At 37.7% G+C, this 22909-nt stretch carries 20 protein-coding genes and 1 pseudogene; 3 read left to right on the top strand and 18 right to left on the bottom strand.

The annotated features are described in order from the left end of the window. Nucleotides 1-334: 334 nt before the first annotated feature. The 5 genes from opp4C to LKW28_RS01495 all read right to left on the bottom strand — a co-directional run bounded on the left by opp4C (nt 335) and on the right by LKW28_RS01495 (nt 6087). Complete coding sequence (opp4C, locus tag LKW28_RS01515; protein ID WP_229138573.1) at nt 335-1243, bottom strand: oligopeptide ABC transporter permease; 909 nt, start codon at nt 1241-1243, stop codon at nt 335-337. Between the two features lie 12 nt (nt 1244-1255). After that, nucleotides 1256-2221 (bottom strand): oligopeptide ABC transporter permease, encoded by a 966-nt coding sequence (gene opp4B / locus LKW28_RS01510; protein WP_229138572.1) that lies wholly within the window; start codon nt 2219-2221, stop codon nt 1256-1258. Between the two features lie 89 nt (nt 2222-2310). After that, nucleotides 2311-4026, bottom strand: coding sequence for an oligopeptide ABC transporter substrate-binding protein (gene opp4A, locus LKW28_RS01505; protein WP_229138571.1), 1716 nt, complete (start codon nt 4024-4026; stop codon nt 2311-2313). 52 nt (nt 4027-4078) lie between these two features. Then, entirely contained in the window at nt 4079-5071 is a 993-nt protein-coding gene (locus LKW28_RS01500; protein WP_267497822.1) for an ABC transporter ATP-binding protein, read from the bottom strand. A gap of 2 nt (nt 5072-5073) precedes the next feature. Then, nucleotides 5074-6087: an ABC transporter ATP-binding protein gene (locus LKW28_RS01495; RefSeq protein ID WP_229138570.1), complete on the bottom strand. Its 1014-nt coding sequence runs from the start codon at nt 6085-6087 to the stop codon at nt 5074-5076. Nucleotides 6088-6382: 295 nt separating this feature from the next. Here LKW28_RS01495 and LKW28_RS01490 point away from each other — a divergent pair, with 295 nt between their 5' ends. Next, entirely contained in the window at nt 6383-7291 is a 909-nt protein-coding gene (locus LKW28_RS01490) for a nuclease-related domain-containing protein (protein WP_229138569.1), read from the top strand. Between the two features lie 845 nt (nt 7292-8136). On the opposite strand, the gene LKW28_RS01485 is transcribed toward LKW28_RS01490, so the two are convergent. The 3 genes from LKW28_RS01485 to LKW28_RS01475 all read right to left on the bottom strand — a co-directional run bounded on the left by LKW28_RS01485 (nt 8137) and on the right by LKW28_RS01475 (nt 11250). After that, the gene (locus LKW28_RS01485) at nt 8137-8775 is read right to left on the bottom strand and encodes a DUF2268 domain-containing protein (RefSeq protein ID WP_267497821.1); all 639 of its coding nucleotides are present in this window, start codon (nt 8773-8775) and stop codon (nt 8137-8139) included. Nucleotides 8776-8999: 224 nt separating this feature from the next. Further along, the gene (gene fabF, locus LKW28_RS01480; RefSeq protein WP_229138567.1) at nt 9000-10238 is read right to left on the bottom strand and encodes a beta-ketoacyl-ACP synthase II; all 1239 of its coding nucleotides are present in this window, start codon (nt 10236-10238) and stop codon (nt 9000-9002) included. Nucleotides 10239-10317: 79 nt separating this feature from the next. After that, nucleotides 10318-11250 carry a beta-ketoacyl-ACP synthase III gene (locus tag LKW28_RS01475; protein WP_229138566.1) on the bottom strand — a complete coding sequence of 311 codons (933 nt, stop codon included), beginning with the start codon at nt 11248-11250 and terminating at the stop codon, nt 10318-10320. A 268-nt stretch (nt 11251-11518) separates the two neighbouring features. Here LKW28_RS01475 and LKW28_RS01470 point away from each other — a divergent pair, with 268 nt between their 5' ends. Next, nucleotides 11519-11776 carry a hypothetical protein gene (locus LKW28_RS01470; protein WP_229138565.1) on the top strand — a complete coding sequence of 86 codons (258 nt, stop codon included), beginning with the start codon at nt 11519-11521 and terminating at the stop codon, nt 11774-11776. A 28-nt stretch (nt 11777-11804) separates the two neighbouring features. Here the strand turns inward: LKW28_RS01470 and LKW28_RS01465 are convergent, their stop codons facing one another. From LKW28_RS01465 to LKW28_RS01455, 3 genes are all read right to left on the bottom strand, one after another. Beyond that, nucleotides 11805-12761: a BMP family ABC transporter substrate-binding protein gene (locus LKW28_RS01465; protein WP_229138564.1), complete on the bottom strand. Its 957-nt coding sequence runs from the start codon at nt 12759-12761 to the stop codon at nt 11805-11807. A 90-nt stretch (nt 12762-12851) separates the two neighbouring features. Beyond that, nucleotides 12852-13418: a hypothetical protein gene (locus LKW28_RS01460; RefSeq protein ID WP_229138563.1), complete on the bottom strand. Its 567-nt coding sequence runs from the start codon at nt 13416-13418 to the stop codon at nt 12852-12854. Nucleotides 13419-13505: 87 nt separating this feature from the next. Continuing rightward, nucleotides 13506-14237 carry an alpha/beta hydrolase gene (locus tag LKW28_RS01455; RefSeq protein ID WP_229138562.1) on the bottom strand — a complete coding sequence of 244 codons (732 nt, stop codon included), beginning with the start codon at nt 14235-14237 and terminating at the stop codon, nt 13506-13508. A gap of 151 nt (nt 14238-14388) precedes the next feature. Between LKW28_RS01455 and LKW28_RS01450 the strand changes: the two genes are divergently transcribed. Further along, nucleotides 14389-14577 carry a YjzD family protein gene (locus LKW28_RS01450; RefSeq protein WP_229138561.1) on the top strand — a complete coding sequence of 63 codons (189 nt, stop codon included), beginning with the start codon at nt 14389-14391 and terminating at the stop codon, nt 14575-14577. Between the two features lie 214 nt (nt 14578-14791). Here LKW28_RS01450 and LKW28_RS01445 read toward each other — a convergent pair whose 3' ends face one another. The 7 genes and pseudogenes from LKW28_RS01445 to argJ all read right to left on the bottom strand — a co-directional run bounded on the left by LKW28_RS01445 (nt 14792) and on the right by argJ (nt 22896). Then, nucleotides 14792-14971, bottom strand: coding sequence for a YjzC family protein (locus LKW28_RS01445; RefSeq protein WP_229138560.1), 180 nt, complete (start codon nt 14969-14971; stop codon nt 14792-14794). A gap of 101 nt (nt 14972-15072) precedes the next feature. Next, complete coding sequence (gene argF / locus LKW28_RS01440) at nt 15073-16032, bottom strand: ornithine carbamoyltransferase (RefSeq protein ID WP_229138559.1); 960 nt, start codon at nt 16030-16032, stop codon at nt 15073-15075. Further along, complete coding sequence (locus LKW28_RS01435; protein ID WP_229138558.1) at nt 16029-19154, bottom strand: carbamoyl phosphate synthase large subunit; 3126 nt, start codon at nt 19152-19154, stop codon at nt 16029-16031. The genes argF and LKW28_RS01435 overlap by 4 nt, the downstream gene beginning before the upstream one ends. Nucleotides 19155-19218: 64 nt before the next feature. Continuing rightward, nucleotides 19219-19614, bottom strand: a pseudogene (locus LKW28_RS01430) (carbamoyl-phosphate synthase domain-containing protein); the annotation flags it as partial. Between the two features lie 112 nt (nt 19615-19726). Then, on the bottom strand, nt 19727-20878 hold the full coding sequence (locus LKW28_RS01425) for an acetylornithine transaminase (RefSeq protein WP_229138557.1): 1152 nt from the start codon (nt 20876-20878) through the stop codon (nt 19727-19729). Continuing rightward, a complete protein-coding gene (argB, locus tag LKW28_RS01420; RefSeq protein WP_229138556.1) occupies nt 20879-21655 on the bottom strand; it encodes an acetylglutamate kinase in 777 nt (258 codons plus the stop codon). Nucleotides 21656-21666: 11 nt separating this feature from the next. After that, entirely contained in the window at nt 21667-22896 is a 1230-nt protein-coding gene (gene argJ, locus LKW28_RS01415; protein ID WP_229138555.1) for a bifunctional ornithine acetyltransferase/N-acetylglutamate synthase, read from the bottom strand. Nucleotides 22897-22909: the final 13 nt, after the last annotated feature.

Raw genomic sequence — 22909 nt, 5'->3', positions numbered from 1 at the left:
AGAATCACCTAAATTTTATTACAGAAAGATTACAAACACAAGTCAATTTTTTAAATTGTATTAATTTACTTTTAAGAGTGAAAACTTTCTTTTCTCTTAATCTATTTAAAATTCTATTAAAACTATGTCGAAATTGCAAGATAATTTTTATTATTTTCATTATTATTTCACCAAATAATTGATATTAAAGGGTTTTTAAAAGAATTATTTGATATGTATCTTTGTAACAAATAGGTTTTTTTGTTTTATTGATATAATACTTTACTACAAAAAAGCGTTGAATCAGTAAAATATTCGACAAAAAAAAGATCCATCACTCTTTGTGATAGATCTACTAACGGTTTGATTTAGGATTTAACGCATCCTTCAACCCTTCACCGATAAAATTAATGGATAAAATCGTTAATGTAATTGCAGTTGCAGGTGGTACCCACATCCAAGTAATATTACGTAAGACATCTGCATCCCTTGCTTCAGCTAACATATTCCCCCAACTTGGAGTGTTTGTTGGAACACCAAAACCTAAAAAGCTCAGGCCAGATTCCGCAACAATCATAACCGCCAATATTAATGTCGCTTGTACAATAATCGTAGAAGATACGTTTGGTATTAGGTGTTTAACTATAATTTTTGATGGCCTTGTTCCAATCGACTTTGCAGCAAGAATATACTCATTCTCTTTTTCTGCTAATACTTTACTACGAACAATACGGGCAACACCACCCCAGCTTAATAAACTCATTACGATAATTAGAGTCCACGCACCCGACACCTTACCAACAAGAATCGAATTTAATACAATTACAAATATCATAAAAGGGAATACTAAAACGAAATCTGTAAAACGCATTAACATTTGGTCAATTTTCCCACCATTGTAACCTGCTACAGAACCTACAATTGTTCCAATTAGGGTTATAAATATCATACACGAAAAACCTATTAACAATGAAGTTCTTCCACCATGTAGCATTCTTGCAAACATGTCCCGTCCATTTGTATCTGTACCGAGCCAATTTTCCGCAGAAGGCTCTTTACTCATGTTCATATAATCAATACGAACAATATCCTGCTTATTTAGCATTGGTCCAAAAATCGCAGTCAAAATGACAAGAACGAGAAAAACTAAACTTATCATCGCTAGTTTATTTTTCATGAATTTCCTTCTAGCTATTGCCCAGGGAGAAAGGCTTTTTATTTCTTCATTCGGTGAACCTACATTTGTATTTGTAACTACTTCCATTTATTCTCCTCCTTAATCCAATCGAATCCGCGGATCTACGATACCATAAAGTAAATCTGCGATAAGATTTCCGAAAAGTGTTAAAAATGAAAGTAACATTGTGATCGTCATCATTACAGCATAATCCCTTGTGTTAACGGAATCTAAGAAAAGTTGTCCGATTCCCGGGTATGTGAATATAGTTTCAGTGATAACCGCTCCACCTATTAAGGTTGCAATATCGAATCCCAAAAATGTTACTAACGGAATAATAGAATTTCGCAAAATGTGCTTATTATAAATCGTTGATTCTTTCGTACCTTTTGCTCTTGCTGTTCTTACGAAGTCTTTTCGACTATTTTCAATAATATCATTACGTAAAAATTGAGTGTATGATGCAGTACCCATTAAACCTAAAACGAGTGCTGGTAATAAAACATGATGAAATTTACTAACATAATATGCAAACGTTCCTTCATCAAGCCCTACTTCAATTGATCCACTGAATGGAAACCAATTAAGCTGGAATGCAAAGAAATATATTGCCACTATCCCCGCAACAAACGATGGAACTGCTAATCCCACATAGTTATAACCAGCAATTAAATTATCTCCAAGTTTATACGGTTTCCGTCCAGCATACATTCCCATTAAGAATGAAAAAATGTACGTAAAAAATAGTGAAACGGTTGCTAAAAACAATGTATTTGGAATTTTTTCGGCAATAAGCTTTGAAACATCCATTTTATGTGTTGTCGATTTACCAAAATCCCCTTGAACAAAATCAGTCACCCATCTCCAATACTGTACGTAGATTGGATCATTGTATCCCAATTTTTCTCGCATTTCTTCAATGTATTTAGGATCAGTATTAGATGGGTCAATTTCTCCCGCAAATGGGTCTCCTGGCATCACTTTCGCCAAGGAAAAAACCACAATTGAGGCAAGGAGTAATAATGGAATCATGCCTAGTATTCTTCGAATTGAGTATTGGAGCATGTTATTTTCTCCTTATTCTAAAAAATTCTTTGCTAAAATAAGTTCAAAAAGTCACAGACCGCGACTTTTTGAACATTACTGACCTATAATCAGTCAGTTACATACCATTTATGAACATCTGTTTGGAATCCAACAGCATTTACATGCACACCTTGAAGGCGTTCGTTAATTCCATAAAGGTCCATATTTTCCCATAATGGTAATGCTGGTAATTCTTCGTTGAACAGTTTTTGCCACTCAGTATAAACTTGTCCGCGGTATTCTTGATCAAATGATTTTTCACTTAAGCCTTCATTAAGAAGTCTTTGGTTATCTTCATTTACCCAACGTCCATAGTTCCACTCAGCATCATTAGCCCATAGACCAGATGGATCTGGGTCAGAACCTGTTGCCCAAGAACCGAAGAATGCTTCTAATTCTTTATCATCATTATCTTTCATTTCATTGTAAAGGTTGAACTCAATTAGACTGCCAGTAGCTAATTCAGTTTTCACACCGATGTCATTCCAGCTTTGAATAATTGCTTGTGAACGACCTTCAAATGTTGCATTACCTGCATAGTGACCAAATTTGATCGAGAATGGCTTGCCTTCTGGATCTTCGACAAATCCGTCACCATCTACATCTTTATAACCAGCAGAAGCTAGTAATTCTTTTGCTTTTTCTTGACTGTATTCGTATTGGTTAAGATCAGCATCATCAGCCGCCATCCAGAATGCAGAAGGAATAACAGTGTTGAATACTTTACCTTTTCCAGCTAAGAATCCATCAATCATTGCTTGACGATCAATTGCAGTTAATAAAGCTTGACGTAATTCTTTAGAGTTAAACTTATCAAAATCCGCTACGTTCGTACGTGTAGCTTGATCACGGTGACCAAAACGTAAGCCGATATAAGAATATGCAGTACCAGTAGTTTCTTCTAGACGAACATGGTCCATCTTATCAATTTCTTTTACAGTTGCTGGAGCAACTTCCATAATGTCTACTTCTCCATTTTGAAGTGCACCGTTTGCTAATGAAGGATCAATAACTTTGATAACTACTCCATCAAGAAGTGGTTTACCTTGCCAGTAATCTTCAAAACGTTCTAATTCTACATATTCACCAGGTACAACTTTTTTCACTTTGAATGGTCCAAGACCAACTGGATTTGTACGAACTTGTTCAGATTCTCCAAGCTCTGCAACAGGTACACCTTCGTAGTGTTTCTTAGGCATTGGATCTGACCATAGATTTTCTAAGTTATTGATTTTTACTTCTTTAAAAGTAACAGCAACAGTGTATTTATCAAGTACTTCTACACCTTCGATATGGTCGGCTTTACCATCTTTTTTCTCAGTAGCACCTTTGATTCCCTCAACATAATTGAAACGAGAACCATCATAATCTGGGTCTGCAATTGTTTCTAGAGCAAACGCATAGTCTTCAGCTGTTAGTTCTTCACCATTATGCCATTTAACGCCTTCTTTAAATTTGAAAGTATACGTTAATTTGTCATCACTGATTTCCCATGTAGCTAGGTTTGGTTCATATTCTAAATCGTCATTTACCTTGTAGATGCTGTCTACAGTGAATCCTAAGATTTGAGCATCAATTGCGCTTCTATAATAAGCAGTTTCAAAAACACCTTCTGGAGCAGTAGTCACTGCTAGTGTAATTTTACCGCCTTCTTTTGGTTCAGATGTTTCTGAGCCAGTGTTTTCTTTTTCTTTTTCAGATGATTTTTCGTTACCACCGCAAGCTGCTAGAAATAATGACATTAATAGCACAAGTGCGATCGTCCACAATGCTGACTTTTTCATGCAGGTTTTCCCCCTCTAAGTTTGATGTATGTTTTGTTAAATTTGCTGCCAATTATTTGTGTAAATGACAAGCCACCTTATGTCCTGGCTTCACCTCCTTTAATTGCGGTTTGACCTTCGAACATTCTTCCATAGCCATCGGACATCTTGGATGGAATGGGCAGCCACTTGGTGGATTTGCAGGACTTGGCACATCGCCTTGAAGAACAATTCTTTCCTTCTTTTTTCTTGGGTCCGGCTCAGGAATAGCAGATATCAATGCTTGTGTATAAGGATGAAGTGGTTCAGCATACAAGTCATCCTTATCTGAAATTTCAACAATGCCACCAAGATACATAACCCCAATCCTGTCACTCATATGTTTGACAACACTTAGGTCATGGGCAATGAACAGAAATGTTAAACCGAATTCATCTTGTAATTCCTTTAATAAGTTTAATACTTGGGATTGAACAGAAACATCAAGTGCGGATACTGGTTCATCCGCGATAATCAGTTTTGGCTTAAGTGCTAAAGCACGCGCAATTCCAATTCTTTGACGTTGACCCCCAGAGAACTCATGAGCATATTTATAAAAAGCATCCTCAGGAAGTCCAACCCTTTTTAACAAGTCGATTACTTCATCTTTTAATGTTTTTAATGATTTTCCTGTGTAGTTAATGATTGGTTCAGCTACGATATCACCAACCATTTGCATTGGATTTAATGAAGCATATGGATCTTGAAAAACCATCTGGAAATCTTTTCTGATTTCTCTTAATCGCTTCCCTTTTAGCGTCGTGATGTCTTTACCATCTAAAAGGATCTGACCATCTGTTGGTTCAAGCAAGCGAAGAATCGTTCTGCCAGTAGTAGATTTCCCACAGCCGGATTCACCAACAAGCCCTAATGTTTCGCCTTCTTTAATTTCAAACGAAACACCATCAACAGCTTTAACATGACCAACTGTTTTCCTCATAAACCCACCTTTAATAGGATAGTAGGTTTTAAGATCCTTAACTTCCAATATAAAATTTTCATTTTTCTCTAAAGTTGAATTAGCCAATTTTATTTCACCTCTTCTACTGGTCGACTACTCTTATACAATAGACAGGAAACATCATGTCCATCCTCTACTTCAGCTAAAACCGGTGTTAGAGTTTTACATTCTGGCATTGCTGCTGGGCAACGGTCAGCAAAACGGCAACCCATTTTAGGCATATTTTTTAAGGATGGTACAATTCCTTCAATCGACCCCAATGTTTCAACTTCCTCATGAAGCTTTGGAATAGAGTCCATTAAAAGTTTTGTATATGGATGCTTTGGGTTGTAGAATAGTGTATCAACATCTGTTTTTTCAACAATTTTACCCGCGTACATCACAATTACTTCATCACACATCTCAGCAACAACACCAAGATCGTGTGTAATTAAAATGACTGACATATCATTCTTTTCTTGAATGGTTTTAAGAAGTTCTAATATTTGCGCTTGAACTGTTACATCTAGAGCAGTTGTAGGTTCATCAGCAATTAATAGCTTGGGCTGACACGCAATCGCCATTGCTATCATTACACGCTGTCTCATACCACCGGATAATTGGTGAGGATATTCATCTACAATACTGGCAGGTCGGGAAATCCCCACTTGAGTTAAAAGTTCAATACTAATTTCTCTTGCTCTTTGCTTTGTGATATTTTGATGGTTTAATAGAACCTCATCTAATTGAAACCCAATTGTAAATACTGGATTAAGTGCTGTCATTGGTTCTTGGAATATCATTGAAATATCTTTTCCACGAACTTTATTCATTTGCGTTTCTGATAGATGTTCAATATTATTTCCTTGGAAAATAACTTCTCCGTCCGTAATTTCTCCAATCCCTACTGGTAATAGTTTCATAACAGACATTGACATTACACTTTTTCCACAGCCGGATTCACCAACAATTCCGACAATTTGTCGCGGATTAACTGTGAAAGAAACGTCATCCACTGCATGATAGATTTCTCCATCTATACTAAAGCCTGTTTTTAATCCCTTTACCTCTAGCAAAGGGGCTCCATTATTTGGCTGTTGCATACAAACACCCCAAATTCTTCTATATTAGCCACAATTATTATGTAAATAAAATTTTATTACTATAATATTATAATTGCAAGACAATTTTTTATATTTAAATTCAGAATGATTAAAAACGTTGAAAAATAAGGAGTCTCCATAAATTTTCTATTAAATCAAATTATTTCAATATATTATAAAAGTATATTATATTAGAATTTTCATACAGTTGCATATACAACTGTATGAAATATCAATTGAAAATAGGATTGGAAGGATTTACAATATTCTTGAATAAAAGAAAGGAAGTGTTGTGTTGATTATTAAAGAACGCAGTGAACCATCGGAATTAGTCCTCCTTAAGATATTGCAAGCACGAATGAAAGTTTTAGAGAAAACGGTGAATCAAATCGTTTCACTCGAAAAAGGATTTATTGGAGAAAAAATGTTTGACCAACGCATGATCAAACTTACCCTCGATAGCCTCACCATCAATGACCTGCTTCTAGAAACAAACAATACCCATTATCAAATCGATTCACTTCTTATTACCAAACCAAAAATTCATCTTTTTGAAGTAAAGAACTTTGAAGGCGATTACCTGCTAGATGGGGATTGTATAAGATTTCTATCTGGGAAAGAGATTAAAAATCCGCTCCTCCAATTATATCGGAGTGTCTCCCTCTTTCGGCAATTACTCCAACAACTACGAATTAACTATACTGTCGAAGGCCACCTTGTCTACATAAATCCCGAATTTTACCTCTATAATGCCACTCCCGATCTACCGATTATTTTTCCATCACAACTTGACCGTTTTGTTAAACAATTAAATACTCAGTCTTCGAGATTAATTGAGAACCATCACGGACTAGCAAATAAGCTTTTGGGGTTGCATATTAAAGACTCGCCTTATTCAAGGTTGCCAGGGTATAGTTTCGAAAACTTGGAAAAAGGGGTTATTTGTGGACGGTGTGGAAAAGGGTTCATGGTAAGTGGTGACCATCATTACTTAACATGTAAAAAATGCAATTTCGTTGAGAACAAAGATGCGGCAGTTTTACGAAGTGTAATAGAATTTTCTCTATTGTTTCCGGATAAAAGAATTACAACCAATGGCATTTATGAATGGTGTAAGGTTATTAAATCAAAAGCAACAATCAGAAAGTTACTTCAAGAAAATTATAAGCATGTATATTACGGAAACTCATCATATTTTGAGTGACTTTATGTTGAAATTGTAATATTTTAGGGAATACTCGATTTTCTATTTTAGGAGCTTGAGGAAGATGTTTTGAGTGCCACTATTTTCATAGTTTTAGGAAGTATGCGGTATTCTGGATCTATCGGAGGTATACTAGTTTCCTGTTTTTAGGTGGTTGGTGGGGCTCTAGGTCAATTGGAGCTACACCTGTTTCCTGTTTTTAGGTGGTTGATAGTGCTCTAGGCCGATTGGAGCTACACCTTTTTCCTGTTTTTAGCTGGTTGGTGGTAATCCAGGTCGATTAGAGTTACACCTGTTTCCTGTTTTTAGGTGGTTGGTGGGGCTCCAGGTCGATTGGAGCTATACCAGTTTCCTGTTTCTAGCTGGTTGGTGGGGCTCCAGGTCAATTGGAGCTACACCTGTTTCCTGTTTTTAGGTGGTTGGTGGTAATCCAGGTCGATTGGAGCTACACCTGTTTCCTGTTTTTAGGTGGTTGGTGGTAATCCAGGTCAATTGGTGCTACACCAGTTTCCTGTTTTTAGGTGGTTGGTGGGGCTCTAGGTCAATTGGAGCTACACCTGTTTCCTGTTTTTAGGTGGTTGGTGGGGCTCTAGGTCAATTGGAGCTACACCTGTTTCCTGTTTTTAGGGGGTTGATGGTGGTCTAGGTCGATTGGAGCTACACCAGTTTCCTGTTTTTAGGGGGTTGATGGGGCTCTAGGTCAATTGGAGCTACACCTGTTTCCTGTTTTTAGGGGGTTGATGGGGCTCTAAGCTAGATTGTGCTTCACCGATTTTCTTTTTTCAGGGATTTTATGAGTATTCAAAACAAAATAACCACAGGATTCATCCCCCTGCGGTCAAAAATCAAAGATACTCCTTTACAAACTCGACGGAATCTACGCCTAAGATTGCTTTCGTTTGTTGTTTGTTGGATTCCAGGTAGTTTTGAACGAGATAATAGCCCGCACAGTAGCCTGCCATTTTCGGGTAGAATCCCTTTCCATATAATAGATCGGTATACTTTCGTTCAGCTCTTTTTATATTTCGGTTGGGGATGATAAATTGTTCAACTATTTTTTTGAGCTCTTCATTAGAGTAGTATTTCGTCCAGCCTGCCAAACTTGCACTCCCACAATGTTCTCGGACCGCATTTTCCGCAAGACCCTCTAATATCACTGTATCCAATAACGTAAAGGCAGCTTCCTTTTTATTATATTTTTTCAATCGACATACATGGTTGTATTCATGAGTTAAAACCGCTTTAATTTCTGCATGTGTATTATGTGGGGAGAAAAATAGAAATAATTTGTCATTAAACGCAAGGCCCGATTTTCCATTAAATTCACGTTTGATTTTTGAGTTTGTTGCATCAGCTGGAAAAATAAAAATTGGAACCTGCGGGCCACTCCATTGTTTCAGCAAGTCAGTATACTCTTTTTCTACTTTCTCCCATACGTTATTCGGAAGGTTCTTAATCGTATTTTCGGAGGTGGACCTATACATTCCGTGCATTTTTAAGTATTGGTAAATATCGCGTGCAACAGCTCCCTTTGGAAAATAACCTGTTAGTTTTTTACAAAGTTCAACTGGATCAGCGTAAAATTCTTTTAACCATTGGTCCGTTCGTATTACCCCATTACTTCACTTCCTTTCACAGCACTATATCGTATTCAACATATCGAAAAAAAGAGCCAGACCATTTGGCCTGACTCCTATACTAAAAAATATTATTGATATTTCTTAAATAGAATGGTTGCGTTGTGTCCGCCGAAACCAAGAGAGTTACTTAATGCTACATTTACTTCCTGCTCTCTTGCTTTATTAGGGACATAGTCTAAATCACATTCTGGATCTGGTGTTTCATAATTAATGGTTGGCGGGATAATTCCTTCTTGAATAGCAAGTATAGAGAAAATTGCTTCCACACCGCCTGCCGCTCCAAGTAAATGTCCCGTCATTGATTTTGTTGAACTAATTGCTACATTATAAGCATGTTCACCAAAAACTTCTTTAATTGCAGCAGTTTCAAATTTATCATTGTAGTCTGTGCTGGTTCCGTGAGCATTGATGTAATTTACATCGTTTGGAGTAAGTCCAGCATCAGCAATAGCTTGTCGCATTGCGCGTGCTCCGCCTTCTCCGCCTGGTGCTGGAGCTGTAATATGGTGAGCATCTCCAGTAGATCCATAACCTACGATTTCTGCGTAAATATGAGCACCACGTGCTAATGCATGTTCAAGTTCTTCAAGAACAAGAATTCCAGCTCCCTCACCCATTACAAATCCATCTCGGTTTTTATCAAACGGACGGCTTGCTGTATTTGGATCTGGGTTCAAAGATAATGCTCTTGCAGAAACGAATCCAGCAAATGACATGTTGGTTAATGGTGCCTCTGTCCCACCTGTGATCATGACGTCCGCATCTCCACGCTGGATGACTTTAAAAGCATCTCCAATTGAGTTTGTACCTGTCGCACATGCCGTAACCGTACATGTGTTAATGCCTTTTGCTCCAAGGGCAATGGATACTTGACCTGCTGCCATATCTGGAATCATCATTGGCACATAAAATGGACTTACACGGCGATAGCCTTTTTCTAAGAAAATTTTGTGCTGTTCTTCATGTGTTTCCATACCGCCAATACCTGAACCAATCCATACTCCAACTCGTGGCGCAATTTCTTCGGTAATCGTTAAATTAGCATCTTCTACTGCCATGAAGGATGCAGCCATAGCGTATTGTGTGAAGCGGTCCATACGACGTACTTCTTTTTTATCCATATAATTTTCCGGATTAAAATCCTTTAATTCCGCTGCTACCTTTGCAGGTAATCCCTCAATGTTCACTCTTGTTAATGGACCAATACCTGAGACTCCGTTTTTGGCGTTTTCCCATGTTGTTTTCACATCGTTTCCTAACGGTGAAACTGTGCCTAAACCAGTAACTACTACACGTTTCTTTTGCATAACCTTTCTCCTTCCAACCACATTCAAAATTTCTATCCTAAATTACAATAATTGGTGTTTTCCAAGTGAATGTAGGTCCTTAGCGCCCCCATTTAATACAGATGGCACCCCAGGTTAAACCTCCACCAAATCCTACCATTACTATTACGTCATCGTCTTTAATTTTTCCTGCTTGAATATCCTCAACAATTGAAATTGGGATTGAGGCTGCAGATGTATTTCCGAACTGATTGACTGTTTTTGACATCTTTTCAACTGGTAGTTCAAGTCTTTCCCTTGAAGCTTCCATGATTCGAATATTAGCTTGGTGAGGGATTAAATAATCTACATCTTCTCGATTTAATCCAGCTTTCTCAATCACATTTACACTGGATTCACCCATTTGCCTTACCGCAAATTTGAATACTTCACGACCATTCATGATTATGTGTTCGTCCTGGTAAAGATGTTTACCACCTGTACCATCTGCACCTAATTCAAAAGAAAGAATACCTCTGCCTTCTGAAACTTCACCAAGAACTGCTGCACCCGCTCCGTCACCGAATAATACAGCTGTATTTCGATCGCTCCAGTCTACTATTTTTGAAAGTTTTTCAACGCCTACTACTAATACGTGCTTGTAGGTACCCGTTTCAATGAATTGTTTTCCTGTGATGATTCCGTACATAAATCCTGCACATGCCGCACTAATATCCATCGCAGCTGCATTTTTAGCACCTAGACGTTCTTGAATCATACATGCTACTGACGGGAATGGATGGTCAGGCGTTACTGTCGCAACAATGATCATGTCTAATTGTTCCGCTGTAACTCCCGCATCATCCATCGCTTTACGTGCTGCCTCAAACGCCATATCTGATGTATTTGTATCATCATCGGCAATTCTACGTTCTTCTATTCCTGTTCGTGTACGAATCCATTCATCAGATGTGTCTATAATTTTTTCAAGATCCTGATTTGTTACCACTCTTTCTGGTACGAATCGATTGATTCCGATTATTCCTACACCCATATAAACATCTCCCTTTTAATGAGAAAACTTCAAATTTATAGAATAAGTTTTTTATATTCCAAGATTTTCTTATTATCAATTCTTATGACTTGGTACTAATTTTAATTCATTTTTTAATTGTTATCAACTCTTTGGCTTGATTTTTTGTAAGAATCCACGTTTGCCTAGTGTTTTACGTGATACAGGTCTATTTCATTTTTCCCAATGATACATAAGAATATAGTAAAAATGATCTGTTGAAATTTCAAACGTAAGATGGTGATAAAAAATGAGTAAGGTGCAAGAAAATAATGATGGTAAACCAGAGGAAGAAGTCGAAGCGCCCAAGTTGAATCGATTTGATCGCCTAATGTTTGGCCAAAGGGACAGGAGTGCAGGAAATAAAGAGCAGGAAATAAAAAAAGAAGATGCAGTTGATTTCAATAAATTGATGGGTCAAATAGATGAGATTATGACGTCTATTGATAAAATCAAGCCAGCATTAAAAGACCTTTCCCCCCTCCTGGATTATTTTCGAAAAAAATAAGAAGCTATCACCCATGTGATAGCTTCTTCTATTTTGAAGGAAGATCCCCTGTCTCTTTATATTCTTTAATATACCCTTTTAATTCCTTTACAAACTTTTCATCTACTTTCGGGCTAAAAGTACCCATTGAAATGACATCGTCCTGAAAATCAAAATAAAGGGTTCCTGATGCGAGTTCATCGTTATTAAATTGATTTGCTACTAATAAGTAGAGTTGGTCGATATGCTGAACAGTGCTTGTATAAACCGTTTCTTTTCCCAAGTCTGATTGGTCTGAAACATACCCAATCGCATAGAGGCCATCTTCTTTCAATCTTTCGATTACAGGGACATTGTAGCCATCCCCAGCAGGATATATGATATCTATACCGTCAGCTATCATTTTTTCCGCGATTGATATTGCCTTTTCATCGTCGTCCCAGTTTTGAACATAGCCAATGTCTACATCCACTTTATCATTTTGAAATAAAACACCTTCATAAAATCCATTGATCTCCGGTTGCCATTCAAATGCGGCAATAATTCCGACTTTGTTTGCTTCTGTCATTTTTCCAGCGACCATACCACCGAAAAAGCCCATAGCATGCCCTTCAAAGTTTAGGCTCGTAACATTCTCTTTTCTTGTATTCCCATTAAAAAAAACGAATTGGACATCAGGGTAATCATCTGCAATTTCATTAAAAATTTCAGCGTATTCACTTCCATGACCAAAAATTAAATTGACGCCTTTATCTGCAAATTCATTCACAGCTGTTCGTGTCGCCGCTTCCGAAGTAATCCCTTCTTTGTAAAAGACATCAACCTGAAATTTTGATTTTATTTGCAATAACCCCTTATATCCCTCAGTACCCCATACTTGATCATCAATTGTATTCGGTACTAGTAAGCCTACTTTTTTCAGCCCAGTATTGGCATCTGTTTGTCCACAAGATACGAGGATGCTCAATAGGAATAAAAGTGTCACCCACCTAAACAGCTTTTGCATGACTACAACTCCTTCAAAAAACAAAACAAACATCTATTTATAATAATATTTTATTGTACTTTGATAGAATTGGAAAGCAAAAGTGGTCTTTTAGGTATAAAAGTTTTGGGAAATCCACTCTTTATGATCATTCTTTTTATTGATTCCCTCCTCCAACTCTTTACTTGAAAAATCAATAAACGTAAATAAAAAGTCAATATTATTTGTTCGTACTTTTCGATGCTCAAAAAAACTGCTCTCAATATTAATTTTGGAATACCATCTATCATCAAGTTCATCGTTCACATCATCATTTGGATTTCGCTCCAATGAATGGGCCGAGACGAGAATTAACTTCGCTTTTGCATCACAACAATATTTAAGAACTAAATCAAGATTTTCTTCTTTTTCTTGATTACGTTCCGAGGTGTTCGGATTATTCCAAGGGTAAATCACCGCATTTGTATTTATGAACAGACGTTGATTCACAATTGCTTTCGATTGCTCAATAAATTCAAAAAAGGCATTACGGCCAATACGCAGCATATTATCCTCTTCTTGGCTATTTTCTTTTGGATTTGTATCTACTCCAACCACATGGATTTCTTTGTCTAACATTCTACAGCAGAGTCCATATCCTACAAACGAGAAAGCATCGAATAGGATGACCTTTTTCACTTGCAACATCCCCCATACAATTTGTTACAGTAAGGTATGCAAGAGTGCAAATAAAAAGTCCCGTTTCTATAAAAGAAAAGGGACTTTTTATAATTCTTTTTCATTTTCTTTGTAATAGCTACCGATTGAGCGACTAAACGCATACGTATTTTCACTAATATGATAGCTAAGCGTAACCAGCTCATTTTCGCCTTTATATTTTTTACTGTGGATTTCAGGAGTGTATGTCTTTTCATTTGTGCTATGCCAAATTTTAATAGGGATATTTTGAAAAAGCAAATTATCTTTTGGCGCCAATGCTTCAATTTTCGATTCAACTTCTCTTTCCTCAATCTGATAAGCTCGCGCAATTTCTTTTCTCAGCTTTTTATAATAAAATTTATTTTTTCTTTCTTTATCTATATGTGCCACCAAATCAATGCATGGATTTAGAAATGCCATTGAGCGAATTTCTTGCTTTAGCTTATTGCTTAATTGCATAGCTGTTAATGCACCCATTCCCTCCGCCAGAATGTGAATGCGCTTATTTAAGATTTCCCGTTTCATTATGATGTGATAGAGCTGTGTTGCTAATTTGACGGAAGCCGGATTACCCCAATTTGCACCGTATAAGTTTGAATAAAATACAGTATATCCTTCATCCTTTAGGTATTCGAGAATCTGAGACCTTGCGTAGTTTTGGAGCCAATAGCTCGTGTTTTCTTCTACAAAATTTGTGTTATCCCCGATGATTAAAACAGCGAATCCATTTGGACGTTTTGGCAAATGAAGAGCAGACCACTCCGTATCGAGCTTGAAAAAAAGTTTGTTCTGTACCATTGATCTCTTCCCCTACTCCTGAATTCGTCCTTCGTTATTAGTGTATGTTGTGTAATTAAAGATGAAAGGGGGAAATGCCTATAAATATCTTTTCTATCAGATGACATTTGTGGTAAACTAATTACATATATCGTTTAATGAGGTGAAGACTTTGCGTTATTTTTGGACCTTTTTCTGGACATTCCTCCTAATCCAAATGGCTTCATATGTTATTGGATCAATGCAGGCAGCTACATATTCATTTAAAACAGCTTCAATCGTAGCTGTTATCGTTACAGCCCTAATCATTATTTTAGGTTCTGTTATTCCAAATGAGCCTGCCCAGGAACCTAATCATTAATACAAAAAAAGACCCGACTGGGTCTTTTTTTTGTCTAGTTCCAGGCGCCATCGGCTCTATGGTCTAGCCAATCGCTTCGGAAGGTAAAATGCACCTTCTGTCAGCGCTTTTCTTATGCTTGTCGCCCTTGCCAGGACGGCTAGGATTCCAGCGTTAGGCACAGGACGTGCCTGCTCTTAGCTGGAATTGGGGCGCCTTGCACTTTTCGGATTTCTTAAGGTTTTCTTTTATATGTCCATTTTCTCTCGTCATTAGAGTTTTCTGGGAATGGGTCTCCGGCATTTAATTTTACACTTTTCGGATTCTTAACCGTAGCCCCAGTATCACCGATTTCAACATAAATCCCATTATTCGGTGCTTTTTGCCCTGCACGAAATTCATGACTTTGCCCCATCATAATCCTCCTTTTGAATAGTAATACATGATTACTATTCCCACTCGTCTTTCAAATCATGAAAAAAACCTCATACCATTAAGGCTGAGGCTAAAAAATTTCTATTCCATAATTGCTTTTAAAACGGCTTTCTGAGCATGCAGGCGATTCCCTGCTTGTTCAAATACAACGGAATGGGGACCATCGATCACTTCAGCTGATACTTCTTCACCACGATGTGCAGGTAGACAGTGCATGAACAAGTAATCATCATTCGCCGCACTTACAAGTTCTGAATTCACTTGGTATGGCATGAACGCTTCCAGCCTTTCTTGCTGTTCCTGTTCCTGGCCCATACTTGCCCAAACATCAGTGTATATAAAATCTGCACCTTTTAATCCTTCGACTGGATCATGACTGATCTCAATGACGGCATTAGTCTCTTTCGCGATCTCTTTTGCTTTCTCTACAATAAAAGTCTTTGGAGCATATTTTGGTGGACAAACAACAGTACAATCTAATCCTACCTTGGCAGCAGCAATCATTAAGGAATGGGCTACATTATTGCCATCGCCAACATAGACAAGCTTATTGCCTTTAAAGGATTTCTTATGTTCATATATTGTTAGCAGATCTGCCAGCGCTTGGCATGGGTGAAAATCTTCAGTCAAGCCATTGATAACTGGAATACTCGCGAAGTTTGCGAGTTCCTCAATTTTTTCATGTTCAAATGTACGAATCATGATAGCATCAACATACTCTGATAAAACCATCGCTGTATCGGCAATTGATTCTCCTCTACCAAGCTGCATATCATTGCTATTGAGATAAATTGCATTACCTCCAAGCTGAAGCATCCCAGCTTCAAAAGAAACTCTTGTACGCGTTGAATGCTTTTCAAAAATCATCGCCAATGTTTTTCCTTTTAAATAAGAAGTTTCTTCCCCATTTTTATGCTTTTGTTTTATGTCAAGTGCTGAATCTAACAAACCGATAATATCTTCCTGCGTTAAATCTATTAGAGTAAGTAAATCCTTTCCTTTTAAGGCCCCGCTTACATCATGTGTTAAAGTAGTTGTCATTTGCTAATCACTTCTTTCTCTTTATTGAAGGAACTTCTGCGTTCTTGAATCGACATAACAGTAAAGTTCGAATCCTGTAATGCTTTTAAAAATGCATATAATGTTTCGATTTCTGTAAATACATGAATTCGCTTTTGACTTGCCGCAATTTTATTCTTTTTCGAAACCTCATTATTCGTTAAACTTACGAATGCTAAAGCCTTATCACTCTTACTCCATTCAGAAATATCATTTGATGCATAAATCTTTAATCCCATTTCCTTTGCAATTTGCTTAAATTCTTCTGGAATTAGCTCCATATCGAATACAATTTCGTCTGCACCTTTTTTCGAAAGGATATAACTATGGAATACCTTTGTTAAAGCCTCGTCAATTGTTCCGGCAATACTAATCCCTTCACCAGTTGATTTCATTTCCGGCCCAACAGTTGGATCACCTAGCAGTTTATAGGTTGAGAAGACTGGGTATTTCACAGTAAAGTAAGGCAAATCAGGTAGTAAGCCAGTTTGCGATGTTACCTCCTGCAAAGTTTTTCCAAGTACAAGTTTAGAAGCGAGCTGTGCCATCGGAATTCCTGTAATTTTACTTATTACGGGGACTGTACGGCTAGCACGCGGGTTCACTTCAAGAACGTAAATTTGATTGTCATTGACAACAAATTGAATATTCATGATCCCTTTAAATTGTAATTCACGAACAATTTTTTCTGCGTAGACTGCGACTGTATTCTTGTTTTCTTCAGATAATGAAACAGCTGGCATAATCGCATGACTGTCACCTGAGTGAACGCCTGCTTTTTCAATATGTTCAACAATGGTAGGAATAAGAATCTCTTTACCATCGGACAGTAAGTCAATTTCAATTTCTAAACCAGGAACATATGCATCAATTAGAAGTGGAAATGAATCAGTTGGAATCTCTTTGACAAAGGATGCAAGCTCTTTCTCATCATTGATGACAACCATTCCTTTCCCACCAATTACATAGGACGGTCGGATTAACACCGGATAGCCGATCACTGATGCTTTATCCACTAATTCTTGCGTGTTATCTGCAATCTCACCAGGAATATGTGGAATATTCGTCTTTTCCAACAGCTTATAAAATCGATCACGATCTTCAAGCTGATCAATAATGTCGTGGGTGATTCCCACAATCGATACACCTGCTGCTTCTAATTTTTGCGCAAGATTTATGGCTGTTTGACCACCAAATTGTACGATCACTTGATCCACTTTTTCAGCTTCGATCACATTAATAACATGTTCGAATGTTAATGGCTCGAAAAACAGTTTATCTGCAATTTCATAATCAGTACTTACGGTTTCAGGATTGTTATTCAGTAAGATTGTCTCATAACCTTCCTCTTGTAACGCGAAAATCCCATGAACAGAGCTGTAATCAAACTCGATCCCTTGACCAATTCGAATCGGACCAGAGCCTAGAATTAATACCTTTTGTTTCTCAGAGCCTTGCGTTTCATTTTCCCCAAAATAGCTAGAATAATAATAAGACGACTGGGATGCAAATGCACCAGCACATGTGTCTACACTTTTAAAACTAGGAATAATTCCAAGTTCCATACGTTTTTCGCGAATCGTCTTTTCTTCCTCACCACTGAGATAAGCGATATATTGGTCGGTAAAACCTTTTTCTTTTAACTCTTGCATGAATTCTTTTGAGAACTCATTGACTTTTGTTTGAACAACCTGATCTTCGTATTCCACTAACGATTTGAAAATGTAAAGAAAGAATGAATCAATTTTTGAGATTTCATGTATTTCCTCTACTGCAGTTCCTCTTCTTAACAGTTCAAGTACCGCAAAAAAACGATTTTCGCTGCCTTTTTCAACAAGTTGATAAAGCTCTGCAGTTGATAAGTTTGCTAATTTTGGTAAGCGTAAGCTTTCATTTTCTCCTTCTAAGGAATGAACCGCCTTTTGGATAGCCCCTTCTAGATTAACATCAAGTGACATGACCTCCCCGGTTGCTTTCATTTGGGTTCCAAGGACATTTGGAACATCTGTGAACTTATCAAATGGGAAGCGTGGGAATTTAACGACCACATAATCTAATGCAGGTTCTGAACTGGCAAATGTGTTCCCTGTTATCGGGTTGATTAATTCATCTAATGTAAAGCCAACAGCTAATTTAGCTGTAATTTTTGCGATAGGATAGCCGGTCGCTTTTGATGCAAGCGCAGATGAACGACTTACGCGTGGATTCACTTCAATGAGATAATAGTTTTTGCTATAAGGATCTAATGCAAATTGGATATTACATCCACCAACAATCCCTAATGCAGAAATAATTTTTGCTGAAGAAGCTTGGAGCATTTTGTATTCATCGTCTGTTAAGGTTTGTGATGGAGCGACAACGATTGAATCTCCCGTATGAATGCCAACTGGATCGATGTTTTCCATATTACAAATTGTAATGCAGGTGCCATTTTGGTCCCGCATAACTTCATATTCAATTTCTTTAAATCCAGCAATACTTTTTTCAATCAAACATTGGGTAATTGGGCTTTCGGACAAGCCATTTTTTGTAAGATTAATTAATTGTTGCTGATCGTGAGCAATGCCTCCCCCTGTTCCCCCCAATGTGTATGCTGGACGTATAATAACCGGAAATCCTATCAGTTCCACAAATGCAATTGCTTCCTCAACAGTAGTAACAATTTCACTGTCTGGAACTGGCTCATTTAACTCATTCATTAAGCTACGAAAAGCCTCTCGGTCCTCTCCCTTTTTAATGGAGTCAATTGAGGTGCCAAGAACTTTCACATTATATTTATCTAAAATTCCATGTTCACTTAGGCTAAAAGCTAAATTTAAGCCTGTTTGACCACCCAGGGTTGCTAGCAATCCATCTGGACGTTCTTTTGCAATGATTTTCTCGATGCTTTCAACTGTAAGTGGCTCAAAATACACAACATCGGCATTGACTTCATCGGTCATAATTGTTGCAGGATTGTTGTTTACTAAAATAACTTTGTAGCCTTCTTCCCGCAGTGCCCGACAGCCTTGTGTACCAGAATAATCAAATTCTGCAGCCTGCCCGATTACGATTGGGCCCGAGCCAATTACCAATATTGATTGAATTGAATGATCTTTAGGCATAAACTTTTCTCTCCTAACCTCTTATGTTCTAAAAATTAAGTACCTTTGCTAGTGCAGGTTGTTTACTAATAATTGCTTTTTCTGTCTTATTGTCTCGAATTCGTTTCACAACTGCACGTGTATCCACATGTGAGAGCAATGGAATATTCCAGTACTTTAAATATTGATTTAGCGAGTATTTTCCATCATAGTGAGAATGAGTTTCCTTGGTTTCATATAGAATAACCCCCGCAACTTGGGGCTTCGTGTTAAACTCAAGCTCATTAATTCCGCAATTACCGATGAGGGGGTAAGTGAAAACAATAATTTGATCTTTATTGGAAGGATCTGTTATTACGTCTTGATAGCCAGTCATTCCCGTATGAAATACAATTTCAGCTTCTGCTGGTGTACCTGAGCTATTTTCGTATATATTACCTTCAAAGCTTTCACCATTCTCTAAATGTAAATAACCCTTCATGGTTGTTTCACCTCGTATTTTTATTTGTTTAAACGTATTTTTATACAAAGTTATTCAAAAAAAATTCATTGTATGACTGTTTGTTAGATTCAATCCAACTTCCAGGATATATTTATGAAATACATTCGGCAACAAGACTATGTTGTAACATCTTAACAGCTTCATCAATTTCTTCATAGGATACCGTTAATGGCGGTAAAAGTCGAATAACATTAGGCCCAGCTTGGAGTACTAACAATCCGTTCTTACGCAGCTTTGTAATCATTTCTCCAATTTCAGATTTGCAAGCAATCCCTAGCATTAATCCACTTCCACGAACCTCTGTAACTAATTCTTGATCCTCTAGCGCTTTTGTAAGCTCAGCTTTTAAATAAGTCCCCTTTTTCTCAACCTCTGCTAAAAACTCCTCTTGAAAAATGATGGATAACGCTGCTTTAGCAGCTGCCAATGAAATTGGGTTGCCGCCAAATGTAGAACCATGTGAACCCGGTCCAAATGTGTCCTTCAGCTTTTCTTTCCCAAGCATTGCACCAACTGGAAGACCGTTTCCTAAACCTTTTGCTAATGTAATAATATCTGGTGATAGATTAAAGTGTTGGTGAGCATATGCTTTTCCTGTTCGACCTATCCCTGTTTGAACTTCATCAATAATAAAAAGGGAACCATTCTTCTTACAAAGTTCTTCAATCTTTTTTAGAAACTTTTCTGTTCCAGGAACAACCCCACCTTCTCCTTGAACGACTTCAACCATTACTGCTGCTACTGAATCATCCATTGCTTCATCTAACGCTTCACAATCATTGTATGGAAGATATACAAATTCCTGTAAAAGTGGTCCAAAACCTGAATGGATTTTGTCCTGTCCTGTTGCCGCCATCGTTCCGAATGTTCTGCCATGGAAAGATTGTTTAAACGTAATGACTTTTGATTTTTGGGTATACTTTCGAGCGAGCTTTAGTGCTGCTTCATTTGCCTCAGCACCACTGTTACAAAAGAAAACGGCATCTAGTTCTGAATTTGCAATAAGCTTCCCAGCCACTTCTTGTTGAATATCTGCTTTAAATAAATTCGATACATGCCAATATTTTTTAAGCTGCTCTTCTACGGCTTCGATTACAGCAGGATGGCAATGTCCAAGATTACAAACTGCGATTCCTGAAACAAAATCCAAATATTTTTTTCCTGTATTATCTACAATGATTGCACCCTTTGCAGAGTCAACCGTCAAATCCCATCTCGCATAGGTAGGAAATAGTGCATCCATTTATACCACCTCTAGTTCTTTTACAATTTTTGTTCCCTTTAATGTTCCGTCCATTGAAAGTAGAGAATCCTTTCCATTGATAATTGTTATTTCATTTAGCCCTCCATCTCTTAGTGCTGAAAGAGCTGCATTTACCTTTGGGATCATCCCTCCATAGATCGTTCCCTCTTCAATAAGAGTGAGAACAGATTCTGTGGAAAGCGAAGGCTGTACTTCACCATCTTTTATAATTCCATCAACGTCTGTAACGAATAATAAATGCTCTGCCTTAAGGGCAATTGCAACACTTGCTGCTGCTGAATCGGCATTGATATTATACTTTGTAAAGTCCACATCAAATCCGATTGGAGAGATCACTGGAACGTAATTTTGGGATAAAAGAAATTCCAAGAATGAAACATTGACTTGTTCAATCTCGCCAACATAGCCTAATTGCTCAAGGTTTATAGGCTTTGCTTTCATTAGTTTAGCATCACAGCCGGATAATCCAATCGAGGGGATTCCAGATTTTTCAAGTTCAATCACGACTTTTTTATTGACCATTCCGGATAATACCATTTCTGCTACATCAAGGACTTCCTTTGTTGTCTTCCTTAGTCCATTCACAAATTCACTTTCTATATTCAGGGAGGCAAGTGTCTGGCCAATTTTTGGGCCACCCCCATGAACGACAACAACATTATATCCGCTATTTTTTAATTCTTTTATACTATTAAAAAATGAGTCTGACAGCTCCGCTAGGATGCTTCCTCCACATTTGATAACAATTGTCTGCATTTCAAGTCTCCTCAGGTGCGATAACTCGCATTGATTTTGACATAATCATAGGTTAGATCACAGCCCCAAGCCGTTCCTTTTCCGTTTCCAAGATGGAGGTCAACGTAAATCACAATGTCGGTTCCTTCAAGATATTCTTTAGCAAGTTCTTCTGAAAAAGCCACTGGTTGGCTTCCTGCCATCATTTGTATAGAGCCAATTGAAATATCCACAATATCCGGATTCACAGTAGCAGTACTATGGCCAATTGCTCCAATAATTCTTCCCCAGTTCGCATCTGCTCCATAGATTGCAGTTTTAACAAGGTTTGAACCTACTATCTTCTTTGCTATAATGCGGGCATCCATATCGGATAAAGCACCTTTTACATTTACCTCTACTAGTTTTGTAGCCCCTTCCCCATCCTTTGCAATTTGCTTTGCAAGATCTTCGAAAGTGGATCTGAGGGCTAGCACAAATGAGTCCCATTCAGTATGCTTAGGTGAAAGCTGATTATTTTCCGCTAAGCCACTTGCCATGACCAGTACCATGTCGTTTGTTGAGGTTTCACCATCAACTGTGATTTGGTTAAATGTCATATCCGTCGCAGTTTTCATCGCAGTTTGAAGGGATTCTGAATCAATATTTGCATCTGTTGTTACAAAGCCTAGCATCGTCGCCATGTTTGGATGGATCATCCCCGACCCCTTTGCCGCTCCCCCAATTGTAATTGTCTTTCCATCTATTGTTGTTTGATAACATGCTTTTTTCATCACTAAATCAGTCGTTAAAATCGCTGTTTGGAAGTCCTCGGCAGCTTCACTTGTATTTGTGGGTTCAAGCTGTTTAATACCGGCTTTAATTTTATCCATCTGTAAGAGCTCACCGATTACACCTGTTGAAGCAACTGCCACCAGGTGATCTTCGATGCCAAAATGAGCAGCAGATTCAGCTCTCATTTCGAATGCGTCAAGTAAACCTTGTTCACCCGTACATGCATTTGCACAAGCACTATTAATCACTACTGCTTGCAGTTTTCTATCTACGGCAATACTTTCTTTCGTAACCTTTAATGGAGGGGCTTGAAAATGACTTTGCGTATAAACCGCTGCACAGTTAGCCGGTACATCACAAACAATTGCCCCTATATCCTTTTTTGAATAACGTAAACCGGCATGAACACCCGCAGACTTAAACCCTTTTGGGGTAACAACAGAACCCTCTTCTAATTTTACAACTTGAATTTCCTTTATATCTATCATGCAAAGTCACTCC

It is taken from the genome of Bacillus sp. REN16 (assembly GCF_020731355.1).
Taxonomy (GTDB): Bacteria; Bacillota; Bacilli; order Bacillales; family Bacillaceae_L; genus Ferdinandcohnia.
This window is presented reverse-complemented; position numbering and strand designations above follow the sequence as displayed.

What these genes read in the sequence shown, in the direction of transcription:
- LKW28_RS01475 (WP_229138566.1), bottom strand. Translation starts at nt 11,250, where the DNA reads ATGGGTGTAGGAATAATCGGAATCAATCGATTCGTACCAGAAAGAGTG.
- LKW28_RS01445 (WP_229138560.1), bottom strand. Translation starts at nt 14,971, where the DNA reads ATGGGGCAAAGTCATGAATTTCGTGCAGGGCAAAAAGCACCGAATAAT.
- fabF (WP_229138567.1), bottom strand. Translation starts at nt 10,238, where the DNA reads ATGCAAAAGAAACGTGTAGTAGTTACTGGTTTAGGCACAGTTTCACCG.
- argB (WP_229138556.1), bottom strand. Translation starts at nt 21,655, where the DNA reads ATGCAGACAATTGTTATCAAATGTGGAGGAAGCATCCTAGCGGAGCTG.
- LKW28_RS01485 (WP_267497821.1), bottom strand. Translation starts at nt 8,775, where the DNA reads ATGTATAGGTCCACCTCCGAAAATACGATTAAGAACCTTCCGAATAAC.
- opp4C (WP_229138573.1), bottom strand. Translation starts at nt 1,243, where the DNA reads ATGGAAGTAGTTACAAATACAAATGTAGGTTCACCGAATGAAGAAATA.
- argJ (WP_229138555.1), bottom strand. Translation starts at nt 22,896, where the DNA reads ATGATAGATATAAAGGAAATTCAAGTTGTAAAATTAGAAGAGGGTTCT.
- LKW28_RS01425 (WP_229138557.1), bottom strand. Translation starts at nt 20,878, where the DNA reads ATGGATGCACTATTTCCTACCTATGCGAGATGGGATTTGACGGTTGAC.
- LKW28_RS01435 (WP_229138558.1), bottom strand. Translation starts at nt 19,154, where the DNA reads ATGCCTAAAGATCATTCAATTCAATCAATATTGGTAATTGGCTCGGGC.
- opp4B (WP_229138572.1), bottom strand. Translation starts at nt 2,221, where the DNA reads ATGCTCCAATACTCAATTCGAAGAATACTAGGCATGATTCCATTATTA.
- argF (WP_229138559.1), bottom strand. Translation starts at nt 16,032, where the DNA reads ATGACAACTACTTTAACACATGATGTAAGCGGGGCCTTAAAAGGAAAG.
- LKW28_RS01455 (WP_229138562.1), bottom strand. Translation starts at nt 14,237, where the DNA reads ATGGTACAGAACAAACTTTTTTTCAAGCTCGATACGGAGTGGTCTGCT.
- LKW28_RS01470 (WP_229138565.1), top strand. Translation starts at nt 11,519, where the DNA reads ATGAGTAAGGTGCAAGAAAATAATGATGGTAAACCAGAGGAAGAAGTC.
- LKW28_RS01495 (WP_229138570.1), bottom strand. Translation starts at nt 6,087, where the DNA reads ATGCAACAGCCAAATAATGGAGCCCCTTTGCTAGAGGTAAAGGGATTA.
- LKW28_RS01465 (WP_229138564.1), bottom strand. Translation starts at nt 12,761, where the DNA reads ATGCAAAAGCTGTTTAGGTGGGTGACACTTTTATTCCTATTGAGCATC.
- opp4A (WP_229138571.1), bottom strand. Translation starts at nt 4,026, where the DNA reads ATGAAAAAGTCAGCATTGTGGACGATCGCACTTGTGCTATTAATGTCA.